General features: G+C 65.1%; 30 protein-coding genes and 1 tRNA gene. 22 read left to right on the top strand and 9 right to left on the bottom strand.

The window, feature by feature from the left end; translation table 11 throughout:
* Nucleotides 1-30: 30 nt before the first annotated feature.
* Both AC1RJ9_RS10415 and AC1RJ9_RS10410 read right to left on the bottom strand, forming a co-directional pair.
* On the bottom strand, nucleotides 31-312 hold the full coding sequence (locus AC1RJ9_RS10415; protein WP_492839240.1) for a hypothetical protein: 282 nt from the start codon (nucleotides 310-312) through the stop codon (nucleotides 31-33).
* Nucleotides 312-626, bottom strand: a complete 315-nt coding sequence (locus tag AC1RJ9_RS10410) for a hypothetical protein (protein WP_492839239.1) — start codon at nucleotides 624-626, stop codon at nucleotides 312-314. Before AC1RJ9_RS10410 ends, AC1RJ9_RS10415 begins: the two co-directional genes overlap by 1 nt.
* Nucleotides 627-673: 47 nt before the next feature.
* On the opposite strand from AC1RJ9_RS10410, the gene AC1RJ9_RS10405 reads away from it, so the two are divergent.
* On the top strand, nucleotides 674-847 hold the full coding sequence (locus AC1RJ9_RS10405) for a hypothetical protein (RefSeq protein WP_492839238.1): 174 nt from the start codon (nucleotides 674-676) through the stop codon (nucleotides 845-847).
* Between the two features lie 61 nt (nucleotides 848-908).
* Here AC1RJ9_RS10405 and AC1RJ9_RS10400 read toward each other — a convergent pair whose 3' ends face one another.
* The 3 genes from AC1RJ9_RS10400 to AC1RJ9_RS10390 are packed head-to-tail and all read right to left on the bottom strand — an operon-like array spanning nucleotide 909 to nucleotide 1716.
* Entirely contained in the window at nucleotides 909-1121 is a 213-nt protein-coding gene (locus AC1RJ9_RS10400) for a hypothetical protein (RefSeq protein ID WP_492839237.1), read from the bottom strand.
* Between the two features lie 2 nt (nucleotides 1122-1123).
* Nucleotides 1124-1420 (bottom strand): hypothetical protein, encoded by a 297-nt coding sequence (locus AC1RJ9_RS10395; RefSeq protein WP_492839236.1) that lies wholly within the window; start codon nucleotides 1418-1420, stop codon nucleotides 1124-1126.
* A 2-nt stretch (nucleotides 1421-1422) separates the two neighbouring features.
* Nucleotides 1423-1716: a hypothetical protein gene (locus AC1RJ9_RS10390; protein WP_492839235.1), complete on the bottom strand. Its 294-nt coding sequence runs from the start codon at nucleotides 1714-1716 to the stop codon at nucleotides 1423-1425.
* A gap of 158 nt (nucleotides 1717-1874) precedes the next feature.
* Between AC1RJ9_RS10390 and AC1RJ9_RS10385 the strand changes: the two genes are divergently transcribed.
* A complete protein-coding gene (locus tag AC1RJ9_RS10385; RefSeq protein WP_492839234.1) occupies nucleotides 1875-2291 on the top strand; it encodes a hypothetical protein in 417 nt (138 codons plus the stop codon).
* A 263-nt stretch (nucleotides 2292-2554) separates the two neighbouring features.
* On the opposite strand, the gene AC1RJ9_RS10380 is transcribed toward AC1RJ9_RS10385, so the two are convergent.
* Together AC1RJ9_RS10380 and AC1RJ9_RS10375 are read right to left on the bottom strand one after the other, a co-directional pair.
* The gene (locus AC1RJ9_RS10380) at nucleotides 2555-2983 is read right to left on the bottom strand and encodes a hypothetical protein (RefSeq protein WP_492839233.1); all 429 of its coding nucleotides are present in this window, start codon (nucleotides 2981-2983) and stop codon (nucleotides 2555-2557) included.
* A 25-nt stretch (nucleotides 2984-3008) separates the two neighbouring features.
* The gene (locus AC1RJ9_RS10375) at nucleotides 3009-3632 is read right to left on the bottom strand and encodes a LexA family transcriptional regulator (RefSeq protein ID WP_492839232.1); all 624 of its coding nucleotides are present in this window, start codon (nucleotides 3630-3632) and stop codon (nucleotides 3009-3011) included.
* 289 nt (nucleotides 3633-3921) lie between these two features.
* Here AC1RJ9_RS10375 and AC1RJ9_RS10370 point away from each other — a divergent pair, with 289 nt between their 5' ends.
* Both AC1RJ9_RS10370 and AC1RJ9_RS10365 read left to right on the top strand, forming a co-directional pair.
* On the top strand, nucleotides 3922-4110 hold the full coding sequence (locus tag AC1RJ9_RS10370; RefSeq protein ID WP_492839231.1) for a hypothetical protein: 189 nt from the start codon (nucleotides 3922-3924) through the stop codon (nucleotides 4108-4110).
* The gene (locus AC1RJ9_RS10365; protein ID WP_492839230.1) at nucleotides 4111-4287 is read left to right on the top strand and encodes a hypothetical protein; all 177 of its coding nucleotides are present in this window, start codon (nucleotides 4111-4113) and stop codon (nucleotides 4285-4287) included.
* Here AC1RJ9_RS10365 and AC1RJ9_RS10360 read toward each other — a convergent pair.
* Complete coding sequence (locus AC1RJ9_RS10360) at nucleotides 4268-4477, bottom strand: hypothetical protein (protein WP_492839229.1); 210 nt, start codon at nucleotides 4475-4477, stop codon at nucleotides 4268-4270. The genes AC1RJ9_RS10365 and AC1RJ9_RS10360 overlap by 20 nt on opposite strands.
* Nucleotides 4478-4731: 254 nt before the next feature.
* On the opposite strand from AC1RJ9_RS10360, the gene AC1RJ9_RS10355 reads away from it, so the two are divergent.
* From AC1RJ9_RS10355 to AC1RJ9_RS10335, 5 genes are all read left to right on the top strand, one after another.
* Nucleotides 4732-5490, top strand: coding sequence for an AP2 domain-containing protein (locus AC1RJ9_RS10355; RefSeq protein ID WP_492839228.1), 759 nt, complete (start codon nucleotides 4732-4734; stop codon nucleotides 5488-5490).
* Between the two features lie 325 nt (nucleotides 5491-5815).
* Nucleotides 5816-6271: a hypothetical protein gene (locus AC1RJ9_RS10350; RefSeq protein ID WP_492839227.1), complete on the top strand. Its 456-nt coding sequence runs from the start codon at nucleotides 5816-5818 to the stop codon at nucleotides 6269-6271.
* Entirely contained in the window at nucleotides 6271-6405 is a 135-nt protein-coding gene (locus tag AC1RJ9_RS10345; protein ID WP_492839226.1) for a hypothetical protein, read from the top strand. Before AC1RJ9_RS10350 ends, AC1RJ9_RS10345 begins: the two co-directional genes overlap by 1 nt.
* Before the next feature lie 63 nt (nucleotides 6406-6468).
* The gene (locus tag AC1RJ9_RS10340) at nucleotides 6469-6825 is read left to right on the top strand and encodes a YfdP family phage-associated protein (RefSeq protein ID WP_492839225.1); all 357 of its coding nucleotides are present in this window, start codon (nucleotides 6469-6471) and stop codon (nucleotides 6823-6825) included.
* 3 nt (nucleotides 6826-6828) lie between these two features.
* Complete coding sequence (locus AC1RJ9_RS10335; RefSeq protein ID WP_492839223.1) at nucleotides 6829-7641, top strand: DUF2303 family protein; 813 nt, start codon at nucleotides 6829-6831, stop codon at nucleotides 7639-7641.
* 18 nt (nucleotides 7642-7659) lie between these two features.
* Here the strand turns inward: AC1RJ9_RS10335 and AC1RJ9_RS10330 are convergent, their stop codons facing one another.
* The gene (locus tag AC1RJ9_RS10330) at nucleotides 7660-7848 is read right to left on the bottom strand and encodes a hypothetical protein (RefSeq protein WP_492839222.1); all 189 of its coding nucleotides are present in this window, start codon (nucleotides 7846-7848) and stop codon (nucleotides 7660-7662) included.
* Nucleotides 7849-7908: 60 nt separating this feature from the next.
* Here AC1RJ9_RS10330 and AC1RJ9_RS10325 point away from each other — a divergent pair, with 60 nt between their 5' ends.
* The 13 genes from AC1RJ9_RS10325 to AC1RJ9_RS10265 all read left to right on the top strand — a co-directional run bounded on the left by AC1RJ9_RS10325 (nucleotide 7909) and on the right by AC1RJ9_RS10265 (nucleotide 17039).
* Entirely contained in the window at nucleotides 7909-8562 is a 654-nt protein-coding gene (locus AC1RJ9_RS10325) for a hypothetical protein (RefSeq protein ID WP_492839221.1), read from the top strand.
* Nucleotides 8559-8762, top strand: coding sequence for a hypothetical protein (locus AC1RJ9_RS10320; protein ID WP_492839220.1), 204 nt, complete (start codon nucleotides 8559-8561; stop codon nucleotides 8760-8762). The genes AC1RJ9_RS10325 and AC1RJ9_RS10320 overlap by 4 nt, the downstream gene beginning before the upstream one ends.
* A 17-nt stretch (nucleotides 8763-8779) precedes the next feature.
* Nucleotides 8780-9550, top strand: a complete 771-nt coding sequence (locus AC1RJ9_RS10315; protein ID WP_492839219.1) for a DNA-methyltransferase — start codon at nucleotides 8780-8782, stop codon at nucleotides 9548-9550.
* The gene (locus AC1RJ9_RS10310; protein WP_492839218.1) at nucleotides 9551-10378 is read left to right on the top strand and encodes a hypothetical protein; all 828 of its coding nucleotides are present in this window, start codon (nucleotides 9551-9553) and stop codon (nucleotides 10376-10378) included.
* Nucleotides 10375-10854: a hypothetical protein gene (locus AC1RJ9_RS10305; RefSeq protein WP_492839217.1), complete on the top strand. Its 480-nt coding sequence runs from the start codon at nucleotides 10375-10377 to the stop codon at nucleotides 10852-10854. Before AC1RJ9_RS10310 ends, AC1RJ9_RS10305 begins: the two co-directional genes overlap by 4 nt.
* A complete protein-coding gene (locus AC1RJ9_RS10300) occupies nucleotides 10854-11225 on the top strand; it encodes an HNH endonuclease (protein ID WP_492839216.1) in 372 nt (123 codons plus the stop codon). Before AC1RJ9_RS10305 ends, AC1RJ9_RS10300 begins: the two co-directional genes overlap by 1 nt.
* A 14-nt stretch (nucleotides 11226-11239) precedes the next feature.
* The gene (locus AC1RJ9_RS10295) at nucleotides 11240-12067 is read left to right on the top strand and encodes a YdaU family protein (RefSeq protein ID WP_492839215.1); all 828 of its coding nucleotides are present in this window, start codon (nucleotides 11240-11242) and stop codon (nucleotides 12065-12067) included.
* Between the two features lie 241 nt (nucleotides 12068-12308).
* Nucleotides 12309-12554 carry a hypothetical protein gene (locus AC1RJ9_RS10290; RefSeq protein WP_492839214.1) on the top strand — a complete coding sequence of 82 codons (246 nt, stop codon included), beginning with the start codon at nucleotides 12309-12311 and terminating at the stop codon, nucleotides 12552-12554.
* Nucleotides 12555-12579: 25 nt separating this feature from the next.
* A complete protein-coding gene (gene nusG / locus AC1RJ9_RS10285) occupies nucleotides 12580-13194 on the top strand; it encodes a transcription termination/antitermination protein NusG (RefSeq protein ID WP_492839213.1) in 615 nt (204 codons plus the stop codon).
* Between the two features lie 190 nt (nucleotides 13195-13384).
* Nucleotides 13385-13458 (top strand) — tRNA-Gly (locus tag AC1RJ9_RS10280).
* Between the two features lie 314 nt (nucleotides 13459-13772).
* A complete protein-coding gene (locus AC1RJ9_RS10275) occupies nucleotides 13773-14336 on the top strand; it encodes a hypothetical protein (protein WP_492839212.1) in 564 nt (187 codons plus the stop codon).
* Nucleotides 14323-15678, top strand: coding sequence for a phage terminase large subunit (gene terL, locus AC1RJ9_RS10270; protein WP_492839211.1), 1356 nt, complete (start codon nucleotides 14323-14325; stop codon nucleotides 15676-15678). The genes AC1RJ9_RS10275 and terL overlap by 14 nt, the downstream gene beginning before the upstream one ends.
* Entirely contained in the window at nucleotides 15678-17039 is a 1362-nt protein-coding gene (locus AC1RJ9_RS10265) for a DUF1073 domain-containing protein (protein ID WP_492839210.1), read from the top strand. The genes terL and AC1RJ9_RS10265 overlap by 1 nt, the downstream gene beginning before the upstream one ends.

Here is a 17039-nt window from a genome sequence, read left to right as displayed (position 1 = left end):
CTCTTGGCGGCGTGGTTGCGGGTTGGGTGGTCAGGCCGCGTCGAGCGGCGGGCCGTCGGCCTTCGCGGCGCGAACCGGGAAGGGCTTGACGTTGGAGGTCGCGGCGACGGCGGCGCCCAGGCCGCCGTGGGTGATGACGGACGTGGTGAGCACGAAGGCCAGCGCCTCGGCCTGGGCGACGTCCGAGAACGACAACATCGCGACGTGATCGCCGGGCGGGCCGATCAGGACGTGGAAGCCGCCGCCCTGGCGCGGGCGCACCCGCATGTCGTCGCCGATGGCGATGTCGATGTTCGCTTGAACCTTGGGCATCACTCGACCTCCGGCAGGGCGGCCATGAGTTGCTCCTGGGCGCTCTCGGCGATGAAGTCGGCGATGTTGGCCAGGATCTTCTCGCGCGCCGCCTTGTCGACGCCGCCGAGGAGGTCGACGCGCGTCCAGCCGCCAGCGCAGCGGCGCAGGCCCGACAGGCTCATGACCTCGACGTCTTCCATGCTGGCCGGCTCGGCGGGAGAGCCACCGCTCGCGTAGCTGGGGCGCTCTTCGGGACAACCCGGATTGAACGTGCCCTTGAGGTCGACCTCGACCTCGAAGGTGTCCGTGGCGGTGACTTGGTTACGGGGCATTATGCAGCCTTTCGGATGGGGAAGACGCGGGTGACGGTGACCTGGGCGTGGGAGCCGTTGCGGCTCAGAACCACCCTCAGGACGGCGAAGACGACGCCAGCGCGGGCGAGGCGCGCGGCAGCGGCGATCCGAAGCTCGTCGGTCTCGCTGAGGCCGTTGCCGATGCCCATGTCGAGATCGAGGAGGAGTTCATCTCCAGCCGCGCCCAGGTCTCGGCCTGAGCTACGGGGGACATCGCCTTGATGCGGTCGACCGTCAGGCGGGCGGGAGGAGCGATCTCGGTCATCGACCGAAGACCTCCCAGAGGAGGGCCGACGTCAGGCCGACGGCCTCGCGCATGGAGCGGTGAAGGGCGACGGCGTCGACGCCCTCGGCCAGCGTCTCATGGTACTCGCCGCCCTTGTAGGCGATGCGGTAGCCGTCCATTCCGGGGGTGATGGTCAGGACCAGGGGGCGCATCTGCGCTTCGTGGTTCGGGGTGATCGTGGCGGCCATGGTCAGGACTCCAGCGAGCGGATGACGACGGCCGGCGACCAGTGCGCCATCGAGCGCAGCTTCTTGCGGGCCTGGGTCGGGGTGAGGTTGGCCTTCGCGGCCAGGGTGGCGAGGCGTTCAGCGGAGAGGCCGTCAACAAGCGCCTTGGCCTCGATCGTCAGCGCCTTGAGCGTGGCGGCGCGGTCCTTGCCCTCCGCCTTCATCGTCGCGGCCAGCTTCGCCTTGTAGGCGTCCAGCTGCTTGTCGATGTCGCCGCGCTTGGAGAGCGGGATGTTCAGGATGCCGTGGTCGAGGGCCATGGTCAGGCCTCCGCCGAAAGGCCGACGACCGAAGCGCGGTGATCGCGATCGACGGTGACGGGACGACGGGTGACTTCGGCGACCTTCTCGACCTTGGCCGGAGCCTGGGCGACCGAAGCGGCGCCGACGGTGAACACCTTCACGCCCCGGGTGAAGTGACCCTTGCTGTTCCGACCCTGGACCGTCTTGCCAGCGCGAGCGCGGGCTTCGAGGTCAGCGCGGGCCGCGGCGTACTCAGCTTGCGTCGTGTGCAGCTTGCGAGCGACCGGCGCGTGCGAAGCGGTCGCTTCGGCCATTGCAGCTTCTAGGGCGGAGGTGGTGGGCACTGGGTGGCTCCATCAATTCGATGAAGCGACAATGCAAAATGCATTAGTGCCGGTCAAGTGCATTTTGCATTATTTCTGCAACGCGCTATCCTCCGCCCATAGAAAAGCCCCGCGCTTGGCGGGGCTGGATGGAGGTCGAGATGGACGAGCGAGCGGTCGGCGAAAGTGATTTGGCCTTTCACAAGCGCCGGGTCATGGAATTGGAGGCTGAGCAGACGAAGGCCGCAGCTTCAAACCCCTCGCGAGAGTTGCACAAGGCGTTCTTGCGCGGCGTAGAGCGCCTGGCGCAGGAAGCCAAGACGCAAGTCGTGCTGAAACCGCCAGGCGAGCGCAGCGGGATAAAGCTGACTGGCCGTGGTGATGGTCTTACGACCGGCATTCATGACGCGCTGACCGGCGAAGACCTCGGAGCCCGCTACGGCGTCCGCAAGATCGATCTGAAGATCACGGGCGACGACTGGTCCGGCGCCAGCTTGGTCCTGGAGCTTGGTTGCCCTGTCACTGCCGAACTAACCGGCTGCTGGCCTAGCGGAAATTTCAGCTGATCTTAGCGCGGCCGGCTGGCGTCAAGCGGAGCAGACCGATTTCTCTGCTCCGCTCGATCAGTCCGCGATCGCGCAAGGGCGAGACGTTGTTGAAGTCCAGGCCGTAGGGCTCCAAGGCGGGGCTGACATCTACCCACCATGCAGCGCCACTTCCATTCGACACCTTCATGATTGTTTGGAGGATCAGAATGGTGTGAGGGTCAGAAGTCATTTAGCCTCCAGCGCGGGTTCGATCATTCACCCCTCCTAGGGGTAGGGGAGGGCTAGGGCTTGATCCCAGGAAAGTCGGGCTCGAGCTTCGCCGGCAACGCAGGCAGCGGCGTCTGGCATCTCATGAGCCACAGGCCCGTGAACTCGTTGCGAGCGTCCCATTCGCGAACCGCGGCGCGGCTGATGCCGGGGCTCAACGCTTCTGACGGGAGGTCCAGCTCAACAGTTACCTGGTCGTCGACCACAATGAAGTGCTTGAAGCCGGCGTAGGCGCCGAAACCGTTTTTCCCATTCACCTCGCCGCAGACAGCCCCGCCGTGCTCGACTACATCGCGGAACTGCGCGGAAGCTGGATCTCGCAAGCTATGTGCGACGAGCTTCTTGGCGGCGGCCGGTCGGCCATCGTGCGTGAGGACGAAGAACACGCCCCAGATCGCGACGGCGCCAGCGGCCAGCACGCCGGTTTTCCAGTCGATCGCCATTCCCCCTCCTAGCCGCTAGGCGGCGCTAGATTTCCGCGACCACCATAGTCACACGGCCTATGACTTCCCAGGTCTCCCCGTCGCGGGGATAGATGGGCTCGTTTGCCGGGTTCCAGCTCTCGGGCTCCAGGCGATACGGATCCTTACCGCCAAACCGTTTGAACGTCGTCTTGCCTCGGCTGGCGAATATGTAGCGGCGCCCGCGCACCAGTTCGCGGTCGGCTCGATTGACGATCAGAAGGCTATCGTCGGGCGCAACCCGGTTCATCGAGTCGCCGCGCGCTTTCGTGCCGAAGTAGTCTCCAGGCGGCAGGCCGCTGATTTCGATCGTCTCGCTCTCGGGCGGTAGCTGCGAAACATTGTCCGCAAGTTGGCCGGCGGCGACCCAGTCGATCACCGGTATCTTCCGCGTCTTTGTCTCAGTGGGTACTGGCACGGGAACAAGCTGCGGCTTGGTCTTGCGCCCGTAGAGCAACCACTCCGGCGTTGTCCGAAGGAATTCGGCATACTGCGCAGCCTTCTTGGCCGGGTAGTTCCGCGTGCCGTTCTCATGCTGGGTATAGGTCGGCACCTTTGCGCCGACAGCCCTGGCCATCTCTTCGATGGTCAGGCCCGCCCTCTCTCGCGCCTCGCGCAGTCGCTCACCCATAGTGCCCATGGCATGAGGGCTAGCGCGCCGATTAATGCAATAGGCACTTGCCTCGCTAAATGCAAAATGCATTATACGGGCCTATGCGAACCCATGCAGTCATCATCCGTAGTCGCCCCGCCAGCCAGGTCAGCGAAACGCTGGGTGTGAGCTTGCACACCGTCCGCTCGTGGGCGCAGCGAAACTCGATCCCAGCCGAGCACTGGGCCAGACTTCGCGATCTGGGCGTGGCGACGTTGGAAGAGCTTGCCGACGCGGCTGCTGACCGCGCGTCCCAGGAAGCCGCATAATGTCGGCCTTCACCCTTCACGTGATCACGGCAGTGGCCTTCGGCCTCTCGTCGCCTGCGGCAGCCATCCATGCCGCAGCGCACTTCTTCTGGTGCGAGTTCTGGCGATCCGCCGCCTGGGCGACCCTGGCCGTGACCTACGGCGTGTTGGCCTTTTCCTATGACACTCGCGCGATGGGGGCTGCCTAGATGTCGGCCTTCCAGATCTACATGTGCTTCGTCGCTGGTATGGCCGCTGCGGCCTTCGCTGAGATGCTCTATCGGCGCCTCGTGGAAGGCCGTCGTCAGCGCAAGATCGAGCGCGAAATCGCCACAGACATCCGCGCCGCGCGCCTCGACTTGGAGGCTACGCGTCGTGTTCGATAGGTTCGAGTGGCCCCATCTCCGACTCCATGACCGCCATGATGCGGTCGAAAGCTCCTGGCGAAAGCTTTTCCATTTCCTGCATGAGGCCGACGATGAGCAGTCGGTTCTGGCGGGACTGATAGGCTTGGCCAGAGGCATTTGTCGATACCTGCTGCACAAGCTCGTACAGGCGAGCGGTAGCTTCATCCATCTCAAGTTCTCCGTGAGTCGTTTTGCAGCTCTCACGGGAGGGCGCCCCGTCGTGCCGGTCAACCCGGCCGGCGGGGCAATGCCAAGGCTGTCGGCGTAGCGCCATGGATCGGGGGCAATCACACAACCAGATCGACCGGCGAGCCGCTCCCCCGGCTGGCTGCGTCGTGGCGCGCGGGGGCTTAGCGTCACCCGCTGGGAATGGACCTCCGCGCGCCTTTTCACGCCACACTCCGATCGCGTCCGGAGCTGCCCATGGCCTCTAAGGTTTCCATCCGGGGCGGCTCTGTCTTGGTAGACGATCAGGATGTCGCACTCGCGCAAGCAAAGCCGTGGAAATTCCGCGCGAACGGCAAGGTCGTGCGTATCGAGCGAAAGCGCATGTTCAGCTTCGCGAGGGAACTCCTTGGCTATGACGGGTCTGAGCGCATCTACCCGCTGAACGGCGACACGACTGACTATCGTCGCGAAAACCTGAGCATTGGCCGCAAGATCTTCCGCGAGCCATTCCTGGACGACGACGGAGTCTGGAAAGTGCCGCTCGCGTGCGGCCGCATGTCTCCCATCGACGAAGGGGACGTGCCCCTGGCGGCGGGCCACTTGTGGTTCGCCTTCACCTGCAATTCGTCGCGCGGCACGATGCACGTCGCCCGTCACGTGCGCGATGGTAGTGAGGACGGGGTTGTCTGGCTTCACCGCCTCATCATGGACGCGCCCGATGGCGTCCTCGTTGACCACGCTGACCGTGATGGCCTGAACAACCGGCGCGCCAATCTTCGCCTGGCAAACTGCGCTCAGAACGCTTCGAACAGGGACTCCGCGCCGAACCATACCGGATTGCGCGGCGTGCGGCGTATCCGCCAGACAAATCGCTACCGCGCCGCAATTACAGGGCGGAGAACCTCTCTCGGCACGTTCGACAGCCCGGAAGGGGCCGCCAGGGCCTATGACGCGGCGGCCCTGCGGATTTACGGCGAGTTTGCGGTCCTCAACTATCCGCGAGGCGACCAATGACGGCCGGCTCACCCCGCAACACCGTGCTCGTCGGGGCCGCGACCGAGGCGCCGTGTTCGGTCATCCGAGTATTCGCCCCGTCGTGGCCTCGCACCTCGCGCTACGGCCGTCGTGGCGATCTTTTGGGCGAACACGCGATGGCAATGAGCCTGAGCGGCGAACTCTTCTGCCCGCCGCTCGGCCTCTCTCGCCAGCACCAAGTGCTGAACCACCCTCTCCATGTCGTTCATCGCCGCCGCCCTCTTGGCCAAGCCCCACGCTTGGACGGTCGGAACATGCCCGAACTCAAAATGGGCTTCACCTTGCGAAACGGAGCTATCGCGCAATGAAGGCCGTTGAATTCGAGCCCGCCATGCTCAAGGCGCTGTTCAAGCAGCTGGTCGCGGCAATCGGGACGCAAGACGCTTGCGCCACCTATCTCGGCATCAGCCGCCAGCGCGTCGCCCAGCTGCTCAGCCTAAGCGAGGACCACGCGTCCGACATTCCGACGTGGGGGCAGGTTTTCACGCTGGAGGCGGCCCTAGAGCGGTCGGTCGTGTTCGCCGGCCTGGCCAAGATGATCCAGGGCGAGCCCGAGGTCGACCTGATGGCGACCTCGATCAGCAGCACCGTTGCTTCGGCGACCAGCATGCAGGCCGTGGTGGAAATGGAAGCCGACGGCAGAGAGGAAGAGCACGAACTGAAGCGTGCAGAGGACGCCGCCCGCGACGCCTTCCTCAAGGCCCAGGACCATTACAACGCCGTCCGCGCCCGCAAAGCTCAAATCCGGCTGGTGTCGTGATGAGCGTGATCCGCACCCCGACCGGCTCCGGCCGCCGCCCCACCCCGTTCGCCGCCGCCATCGTGCTCGAGCTGCTGATCTGGGCGGGGATCGTCGCCGCAATCCTCTTTGCCGTGAAGTCCTGCGGGACCTGACGGCCTGGGCTATCGCGCCGGGGCCCATCCTCTCACCGGCGCACAAGGAGAGGGCTTTCTTCTATGCGCCCATTCACCGACACACTTCGGGATATGCGAAAGGGGCGGGTCGTCGACTCCGCCACTGAGCAACTCGCTGAAGTCGTGCGCGGCGTTCTTGAGAACGGCAAGGCCGGTTCCCTGACGCTTACGCTCAATGTCAAGCCGCAAGGCAAGGGCGACAATGCCGTCATCATCTCCGCGAAGATCGCGACCAAGGTCCCGCAGCCCAAGCGGCCGGACGCGCTGTTCTTCGCCGACTTGGACGGCGACCTGTTCCGCGACGACCCGACCCAGCGGGAAATGTTCGTCACCACCACGCTCGGCGATGTCGTCGACAAGCGCACCGGCGAAGTCGTCGCCGAGAAGGCGGGAGCCTAACCTATGACCACGGAAGCCAACGCAATCGCCGATCTCGCCCGCAAGGCCGCAGGCGTCCCCGAGGTCGTCAAGACCGAAAGCGGCCGGACCTTTCTCGTCGCCCCACATGACGTGACCGTCAAAGATGTGACCGAGCCGAACACGCTCGACGTCGCCAAGCCTAAGCACATCACTCAAGCGGTCACGCTCCAGACGGCCGACTCCCTGGTCGAATACGTCAACCGGTTCAAGACCGCTGACACGGTGCTATTCGCCGACATCAGCCGCAACAGCATCCAGGCGGCCATCGACTACCATGGCCCGACCTCGGCGGCCCTGGTTGCGCACTCAAGCCACCTGACCCTTCCGTTCGCTGCTGAATGGACGACATGGGTCGGCATCGACAAGAAGTTGATGCCGCAGCTCGAGTTCGCCCGGTTCCTGGAGGAGAACGCGGCCGACATCGTCGCTCCGTCCGGCGCCGATCTTCTTGAAGCCTGCCGCGACCTCCAGGCGGTTCGGAAGGTCAACTTCAAGAAGGCGGTCAGAACAGCCACCGACACTGAGAACTTCGAGTACAGCGATGAGACCGAGGCGCGCACCACGGGCGGCGTCGAACTGCCGACCAAGTTTCAGCTCGGCGTCCCGGTCTACTTCGGCGGCGAGCCCGTCACGCTCTATGCCTTCCTGCGCTGGTCGCTGGACGAAGGCGCTCTGAAGCTCGGCGTGGCGCTGCACAGGGCCGAGCATGTTCGGCAAGAGACCTTCAAGAAGATCGTGCTGGACGCGGCCAAGAGCACCGAGCGTCCGGCCGTCTTCGGTCGCCTGGGGGTCTAAGTCATGGGCGCCGTCCACTCACACCCCAAGGCGTCTGCTGTAGTGGTCGGCGCCCTTGATCACGGCTTGCGAGCCCTGTTCCGCATGGCTTGGCGCGGCGAGCGGCCCATCACCACACGGGAAGCTGCGAGCGTCATGGGCCGCGCCGCCGCTGCCAAGCGAGAGCGCGACAATCGAACCCTCGCCGAACGCAAGGCTGACTTCCACGCCCGCCTTCGCGCGGAGCGGGAGGCCGGTTGGCCGATCAAGATTGAACGGCCCTGACCCATGGCGAGGGGCGAACTCTTCACCTCGACCTACGCCTTCAACGACCGCATCGGCGGCTGTGAGCGCGTCCAGGTGATCACCTGCGCTTGCGGCCGCAATGCCCTGGTGAAGGACGAGGTCACGCGTGGGAGCGGGTTCACCGCCGCTTCAGCTCAGTTCCGCCGCCTCGGCTGGCGCGTCGCCGGCAAGCGCCGCGACGACACCTGTCCCGATTGTCTCGCCGGCCGTCCCGCGCCGGCTCTCAAGTCCAAAGGTCTCAAGATGACCACCACTCAAGCAGCGGCCCGCCCGGGCGTCGCCGTCGGCATCTCCGCCGAGCCGCCCCGCAAGCCCACGCCCGACGACTGGCGCCGGATCCGTGAGGCGCTCGACGGCGACTACGACGACCTCGCCGGCTGCTATCGCGAGACGCTCAGCGACCGCATCGTCGCCGATCGCCTCCTTGTCCCGCGTGCATGGGTCACCGAGGAGCGCGAACGGCGAGGCCCTGAGCGTTGCGCTGCCGATGCGGTCGACCTCGCCGAATTGCGCCAGGTCGTCGCCGGCTACTCCGACCTCATGGCCAAGCACATGGAGCTTGCCGCGAAGGCGGAGACCCACGGCAGGGCCGCCCAGCGCCTCGTCGAAAAGCTGACCGCCCGAGGTGTCGCTTGAGCACCTACATCAACACCCCGCCCAATACTGTCCGAGGCCTGGAAGGCCCCGGCCATAGCTGGGAAGAGCAAGCCGCCCGCCGCCTAGTTCACCAGTACGGCCATGCCCGGGCGAGAGCGATCGTCGAGGGGATCGACCCCGCCACGAACGCCGACATCGCCGCTTGGAATGGCCTTGGTGGGCGGAGGGCTGCGGCTTGACCTACCTCCGCAAGGAAGTGATCGGCGACGCGACCCTATACCTTGGCGATGCGCGCGAGGTGCTGCCGACGCTGGCGCCGGCGGACTGCGGCCTGATGGATCCCCCCTACCTCGTCACCTCCGGTGGGGGCTCCCTGGAGGCGATCGACAAGGCCGGCTTTTCCGGCTGGATGCGAGACGCCTACAACAACAGCGGCGAGATCGTCGCGTGCGACCTCGATTGGTCGGACTGGCTTCCTATGCTGCCGGCCGCCCTTCGGCCCGACGCGCATGTCTACGTCTTCACGAATGACCGAAACCTCGTTGCCGCCCAGAGCGCAGCCGAGGCGGCCGGCCTGCAGTTCCACCGTCTGCTCACCTGGGACAAGCGCGCGGCCATGCCGAACCGCTGGTACCAACAGACCTGCGAATTCGTCCTCTTTATGAGGAAGGGCAAGGCCTTCCGGATCAACGATCCGTCGTCGAAAGCCCTGGTCTCGATTTTCCAGCGTGACGAGAGCGACCACCCGACTGAAAAGCCGGTCAGCCTTTGCCGGTTCTACATCGAGAACTCGACCAGGCCGGGCGAGACGGTCCTCGACCCGTTCATGGGGTCGGGAACGACGGGCGTCGCCGCAATTGGCGCCGGTCGAAAGTTCATCGGTATCGAACTGACCGAGCAATGGTTCGCCGTGGCCTGCGACCGTATCGCCAAGGCCGCGGCTGCCGCGCCTGGCATGTTCGACGCGCCGCCGGCTGAAGGGGTTCAGGCCAACCTCTTCGCTGATAGGGCGGGAGAGGCGGCATAGATGGCCAAAACGCCAGAACAACCCGCCCTGTTCGACATGTCGCCCAGGCCGCGCGAACTGAACGATCACGGCCAACGCGTCGTGGCGTGGTTCTCTTGCGGCGCTACATCCGCCGTTGCGACCAAGCTCGCCATCGCGCGCTGGGGTGAACGCGTCGAAGTTGTCCGCATCCGGCTAGGCCGAGAGCACGAGGACAACGACCGCTTCGCAGACGACTGCGCGAAATGGTTCGGTCGGCCGATCACTGAGATCGGATCGCATCGCTATAAGGATCACTTCGAGGTCGCGCTTGGCGAGCGCTATATCAACGGGCCTGACGGCGCGAAGTGCAGCGCACTGCTGAAGCGTGCTGTCCGTGAGAATTTCCAGTCCTTCGACGACATCCAAGTCTTCGGCTTCGATGCGGACGAAGAGATCTCGCAACATCGAGCCCGCGACTTCCGGCTCCATCATCCTGAAATCATGTGCGTGACCCCGCTCCTTGATGAGGGCCTGGGGAAGTCCGACTGCCTGGCGATGGTAGAGCGAGCCGGGATCGCTCTGCCGACAATGTACCTCCTCGGGTACGGCAACAATAACTGCAAAGTCTGCTGGAAGGGCGGCATGGGTTACATGAACAAGGCGCGCGTCGACTTCCCTGAAGACTTTGCAGAAGCGGCCCGCATCGAGCGCATCGTTGGCCGGTCGGCCATTCGCACCAAGACCGACGGCCAGGTCTTCCTCGACACACTCGATCCCAAGCGTGGGCGGTTTGAAGACGAGCCGCGCATTTCGTGTGGCGTCACCTGCTTCAGCGCTGAGCGCAAGATCGCGGGAGAGGCGGCATGACGGCCGGCAACCTGTCTGGCTACGTCGCTGAGAAGCGCGCCCACGGTATCCCGTGGAACCACATAGCCAACATGGCGGGGTGTTGCGCCGACGACCTGGGCGCCTACCGCGTGGCTGAGGCGAGAGGCCTGCTGGTCGCGCCACCCGCGCCGACACCTGCAGTGCCCGCGCCGGTCGTCAAGGCCGCGCCTCTGTCCGTCGCCCAGGCCGAACCCGCCCCGCGCCGTCGCCGTCGCGGCCCCGGCGGCCTGCTGCTTGCTGTCCTATTCGCCGTGGGCGACGGCTACAGCACGAGCCTGACGATCTCGGCTCTTATTGAGACCAGCATCGACAACGTCAACGGCGCCCTGCGTCGGCTTGAGGCCAGCGACCACGTCGAGCCGGTGTCGGAATGGAATGTCTCACCTGTAGTCTGGGCTGCCACTGAAGGCGGCATGGCGCACCTGCGCTGTCAGATGGCGGAGGGGTTCGACTGATGAAACGACAAGAGGCCTGGCTGAAGCTCGCCGACCGCGTCGGCCTGTCGCGCGCCAACACCGTCGCGGTCTGCGTCTTCCTGAACATGAAGCGGTCCCCCGAGTGGATCTCAAAGAACCTTCACGTTGCCATGTCGGACGTGCTGAAGATCGAGGCCGCCTCCAAGCCGCTGCTGCGCCGCTCGCGCCGTGATGCGGCGGCGCCAGCCGGCGACCCGATTTGTTTCTATTGCGGCGCGACCGACGGGATCACCAAGGATCACCAGATTCCGAAGTCGCGCGGCGGCGGGCGAGGCAAGAACCTCGTCTGGTGCTGCGTCAACTGTAACTCGGCCAAGGGCGACCGCACCCCGGAGGAATGGCTCGGGTGAGTGCCCCTCCGTATATGAAGCTCTATGTCGCCGACTACTTGGGCGACACGCACCACCTCGGCGCCCTTGAGCACGGGGCTTACCTGCTGCTGCTCATGGGCATGTGGCGGGCCGGCGGCGCGCTTCCGGCGGCCGACGCAAACCTGTCGCGCCTGGCCCGCTGTACGCCAGCGGAATGGGACGCGATCAAAGGCGTCGTTCTCCCTTACTTCACCCGCTCGCGGGGCAAACTGACCCACCGTCGCCTCTCGGCTGAACTCGCCAAGTACGAAGACACTTCCGGTAAGCGATCAGAGGCGGGAAAACGTGGTGCGGCCGAAAAGGCCAAGAAAAACAATGCCAGCGGCGAAGCAATTGCTTCCAGCGCCGACAGCAATAGCCGGCATAACCAGAACCAGAACCAAAACCAAATAGATGCTGTTGCTGTAGTAGCGCGAGCGCCGCGCGAAGTGGCCGCCGAGGTCGACGACTGGCCGAAGGGCGACGCAAACGCTCACGCTGGCGACCTCCAGGCCGTCAACAGGCACATCGACCTCGCCCGTCAGCCAGGCCTGATCACGTCGCTTGGCGAAATCTCCCGCTGGCGGTCACTCGGCTATTCCTGGTTCCTCGACGTAATCCCGGCGGTGGAAGCCCACGCGGCGAGGCCAAGGGCCGGGCCGATGACGACCTGGACCTACTTCACTCCCGCGATTGAGCGGAACCACGCCAACCGAACCCGCCCCGTTGAACCCGTCCAAGTGGACCAGCCCCATGAACGACCTCACCACGACCGGAAGCAAGCCGCCTACGTTGACCGACTGTCGGATATCGACCGCGCTATGGCGTCTGCTTTCGAGTGAAGCGCCGGCCGATCTGGAGGTCGAGGCGATATGCCGGGCGCCGGCGCTACTCGCTGAGGCCAGGGCTTCGGTAAAGGCGCTGAGCGCCGTGGCGGCGCCGTGCGGATCTGATGCTGTCCGCGCTCTGCTCCAGCCGCTCGTGCTCGTTTACGGCGTTGGGGAGGCGGCGCGATCGGCGGCGTTCTGGAAGGTCTACCGGGAGCAGCTGGCCAGCTTCCCATATGAGGCCTTAGAGCAGGCCGTGACCGACTATGCCGGCCAGCCAGGCGCGGAGTTCTTCCCGAAGCCTGGGCCGCTGAAGGCTCTCGCCACCGCCCGCGCCGTGCCAATCCTGAAGGCGCTATCACGCGCCAAGCGCGCCGCCAATTCTCAGCCTGTGAAGGTGATTCCGCCGGCCGACGCGGCTCACCGCCGAGCCGAGGTCGCCAAGCTCATGGCCGGCTTCGCCATCAAGTCCAAGCCGGTCCGTCCCGGCAACCGCGCCTGACCACAAGCTATTCGGGGAATAGATCATGACCGTCACCATCACCGACCCGGCGCCCAAGAAGGGCGAGCCGATCGACGACACGCTGCACCGCCTGACCGAGGATTCGAAGATCCCGCGCGGCCCGCCCGGCCACAGCTGGTTCGCGATCAAGGCTAAGCCGATGGGTGAAGGCCGCCTGGTGCGCGGCCTCCAGCGCATGAAGCTGGACACCTACCGGCCAATGTCCACTCACTTCCTCCGCAAGCGCTCTGGCAAGGTGAAGATCAAGCGCCCGCTCTTCGCTGGCTATGTGTTCGTGTGCTGCGGGATCGAGCATTTCGACGACATCTTCAAGCTCGACGGTTACGGCCATTTCGTTCGCTGCAGCGGATCCGACCTCTACTTCAAATTCCCCGACATGAAGATCGGTGACCTGATGATGCGCCAGCGCTTCGGCGAGTTCGACGATCCGACCCCGAAGGAGGGGAAGTACAAGCCCCAGAAGGGCGACCGCGTCCTCGTGGTGGCGGGCAAGTGGTACGGCTATTTCGCCGAGGTCCTGGGCTTGGTCAGCAAGAAAAACCGGGCGAAGGTACAGTTCGACTTGGGCGGAGCCCCCCAAGAGGTCGAGTTCACGCAATTGACGCCTGAGGCGGTCTGACACCACCCCTTGCGCGAAAGCGCGAACCACGGCACAAGATAGGGCAATGACCTCGCCTCGGCGTGGTCCTGGACGAGGGCTGAGGGTTTCGACCCGATAAGACGGTAGCTCGCTAGACGGGCAGGCCCCCCAGAGAAGCCGGAGCGCCCCAGGGTGTTCGCGCTTCTCACGTATCCAGAAATGCGCCTTCGCGGTCGTAGCTCAGCGGTAGAGCATTCGCCTTCCAAGCCTTGTGCGCGGGTTCGAGTCCCGCCGGCCGCTCCACCTTTCCCGCCCTTCCTCATCCCCAAGGCTGAGAAGCCCCCGAAACCTTGAGCCGGGGGAGGGCGGGGAAACCACTTCGCGCCGCCGTCACATCCTACAGCAGGGCCTATGAGCAAGGCGGGCCTGGCGCGAAACCCATAGGAGGTCGACCATGCTGCAAGCCCTGGGCGGCTTCCTCGCCGGCGCCTTCGTCACCATCATGGCCGTGGCCTGCTTGGCCGGCCTCGCGTACCGCGCCTTCGTCACTGGCCGATAGGCCCACCCCCTTCACCAGATCCACCCATGTAGCGCCTACCGGCGGGAAGCGAGGCCGCATGGCCAAGAAGATCGACTGGGAGGCCATTGAGCGCGAGTATCGCGCTGGCCAACTGTCCCTACGCGAAATCGGCCGCATCCACGGTGTGACCGACACCGCCATCCGCAAGAAGGCGAAGCTTGAGGGATGGGCCCGGGACCTCACCGACCAAGTCCGCGCAACGGTGCGCGCCAAGCTGGTTCGCGAGGATAGTTCGCAGTCAGGTTCGCAGGACGGTTCGCACCCAGAACGTGCGAACGACCGCGACATCGTTGACGAAATGGCGGCGCGCGGCGTCGAGGTGGTTCGCTCTCACCGACGCTCGCTTGCCCAGCTCAACGCGATCGGCGACATCCTCGCGACGCGCCTTTCACAGATCCTCGACGGCGTTACGCCGGATGGGCCGTGCATGAGCGAGAAGGAGAGCCCGTCTGACGTGTTGGAAAAGCTGTCGCGGACTCGGCAGCGGTCGATCCTTCTAGAACGCCAGGCCTTCAACCTCGACAACCTGCCAGACGAGCCGAACGGCCAGGGCGGAGGGCAGGTCACCATCTTCGCCTTGCCGGACAATGGTCGAGGCTAAGGCCGCCATTCGGCCTCAGGCCGGGCCGCAGCTGACGTTTCTGGCTTCGTCTGCGGACATTGCGATCTACGGCGGCGCTGCTGGCGGCGGTAAGACGTGGGCCCTCCTGTTGGAGCCGATGCGGCACGTCTACAACGGCGACTTCGGCGCAGTCTTCTTCCGTCGAACGACGGTGATGATTCGCAACGAGGGCGGCCTGTGGGATGAGAGCGGCAAGCTCTACCCGCTGCTAGGCGGTAGGCCTAAGGAGCATGTGCTGGAGTGGCGCTTCCCATCGGGCGCTGCGGTCAGCTTCGCCCACCTCGAGCACGACAAGAACGTCCTGGACTATCAGGGCTCGCAAATCCCGCTGATCTGCTTCGACGAGCTGACGCACTTCAGCCAGAAGCAGTTCTGGTACATGGTCAGCCGGAACCGCTCGATGTGCGGTGTTCGGCCGTACATCCGGGCGACCTGCAACCCCGACGCCGACAGCTGGGTCGCCAAGTTCATCGCCTGGTGGATCGACGAAAAGACCGGCCTTGCCATTCCCGAGCGTTCGGGTGTCGTCCGCTGGTTCGTAAGGATCAACGACAAGCTCATCTGGGCGGATACGCCCGAGGCGCTTGAGGAACAGCATCCGGGCATCCCGCCGAAGTCGGTGACGTTCATCGCGGCGAGCCTGACCGACAACAAGGCCCTGATGGAGGCCGATCCCGGCTACCTGGCCAACCTCATGGCGCTGCCCACGGTGGAGCGTGAGCGCCTGCTAGGCGGGAACTGGAAGATCCGGCCAGCCGCCGGCCTGCTGTTCAAGCGCTCGTGGTGCAGGGTTGTCGATCAGGCCCCGCCTGACTTGGATATCGTTCGCGGCTGGGACTTGGCCGGAACACCGAAAACCGAAACCAACGACCCAGACGCAACCGCTGGCACGAAGATAGGCCGATCGCGCTCGACTGGCCGCTACATCGTCCTTCACCACGTCGAAGACTACCTATCGCCCCACGGCGTAGAGTCTCTGCTGTTGAACACGGCCACCCAAGACGGCCAAGATGTCGAGATCAGCCTACCGCAGGATCCAGGCCAGGCCGGCAAGGCGCAGGTTGAGACCTTGGTGGGCAAACTGGCGCAGTTCACTGCCCGCAGCTCACCCGAGACAGGCGACAAGGTCACTCGCTTCGGTCCGTTTTCTGCCCAAGCCGAAGCCGGAAACGTCGACGTCCTCCGCGGTGACTGGAACGAGGGTTGGTTCGCAGCGCTCGAAGGCTTTCCAGACGCCGCTCACGACGACGCGCCTGACAGCACCAGCCGCGCATTCAACGCGGTCTCGTTGCGCTCGCGCTATTCCCTGGAGAACGTCTGATGCGCTTCGCCGACCGTCTGGTGAACCTGGTCGCAGGGCTGGGCACCGCCAAGGACAAGAGGACCGCGACCCGTTACGCCGTCCAAGAGATGGACCAGCAGCAGGCCCTGGCCGCCTATCGCGGCGACTGGATCGCCCGCAAGGTCGTCAACATCCCTGCCTTCGACATGGTCCGCGAGGGCCGCAATTGGAAGGCCGGCAAGACCAAGATCGAGGCGCTCGAAGCTGAAGAGGCCCGGCTTCAGGTCTGGCCGAAGCTGGCCAAGGCGCTGAAGCTGGCTCGCCTCTACGGTGGCTCGGCGATCATCATCGGCGTCGAGGGCGACGATCCGTCTCGTCCGCTGGATCCGTCGCGGGTCGGGCGCGGCGGTCTATCCTACATCCACGTCGCAAACCGCTATCAGATCAATCCCGGCGAGATCAACAACGACCCGGGCACGGCGGATTGGGACGAGCCGCTTTACTACACGATGAACTCGGCGGCTCGCGGGAGCCTGCGCATCGACCCGTCGCGCGTCATCCGTTTCATCGGCGCCGACGTGCCCGACACCACCTTTGCGCATGGCTGGGGCGACTCCGTGCTGATGGCGGTGAGCGAGGCGATCGAAAACGCGGGCCTAGCCTCGACGGCCATCGCCCAGCTGCTGCTTGAGGCCAAGGTCGACGTCTACAAGATCCCCGACTTCATGCGGAACGTCGGCGACGAGGTCTATCGCCAGAAGGTCATCGAGCGCGTCAGCCTGTCCCAACAGGCCAAGTCGATCACCAACGGCATCCTGATGGACGCCGCCGAGGACTACGTTCAGAAGCAAATCAGCTTCGCCCAGTTGCCAGAGACCCTGCAACTCTATCTGCAGATCGCCGCCGGTGCGGCCGATATCCCCGCAACCCGCTTCCTGAGCCAGTCGCCGGCCGGCATGAGCAGCACGGGCGAGAGCGACATTCGCAACTACTACGACCGCCTCGCCGCCGACCAAGAGATCGACCTTCGCCCCAAGCTGGAGAAGCTCGACAACTTCCTGATCCCGTCCGCGCTCGGCTCGCGCCCTGGCGAGGTCTACTTCGAGTTCGCCCCGCTCTGGCAGAGCACCGAGAAGGAAAAGGCCGACATCTTCAAGACGAAGGCCGACGGCGCCCGCGCCCTGGCCGGGGCTCGCGGCGGCCCGCTGCTACCGGTCAACGCCTTGTCTGACGCCCTGGTGAATACCTTCACCGAGGACGGCTCACTCCCTGGTCTGGAAACGGCGATCGAGGAGCACGGTCGACTGAGCGAGCAAGAGCCTGTCGAGCCCGTCGCCGAGGACCCGCTGGACCCTGCGAACGATCCAGCGCTCGACCCGGAACAGCCTCCGCAGGCCTAG

The organism is Caulobacter sp. GW822-FHT07D08 (assembly GCF_058798735.1).
The sequence above is the reverse complement of the archived record's forward strand: the minus strand, read 5'-3'. Positions and strand labels throughout refer to the sequence as shown.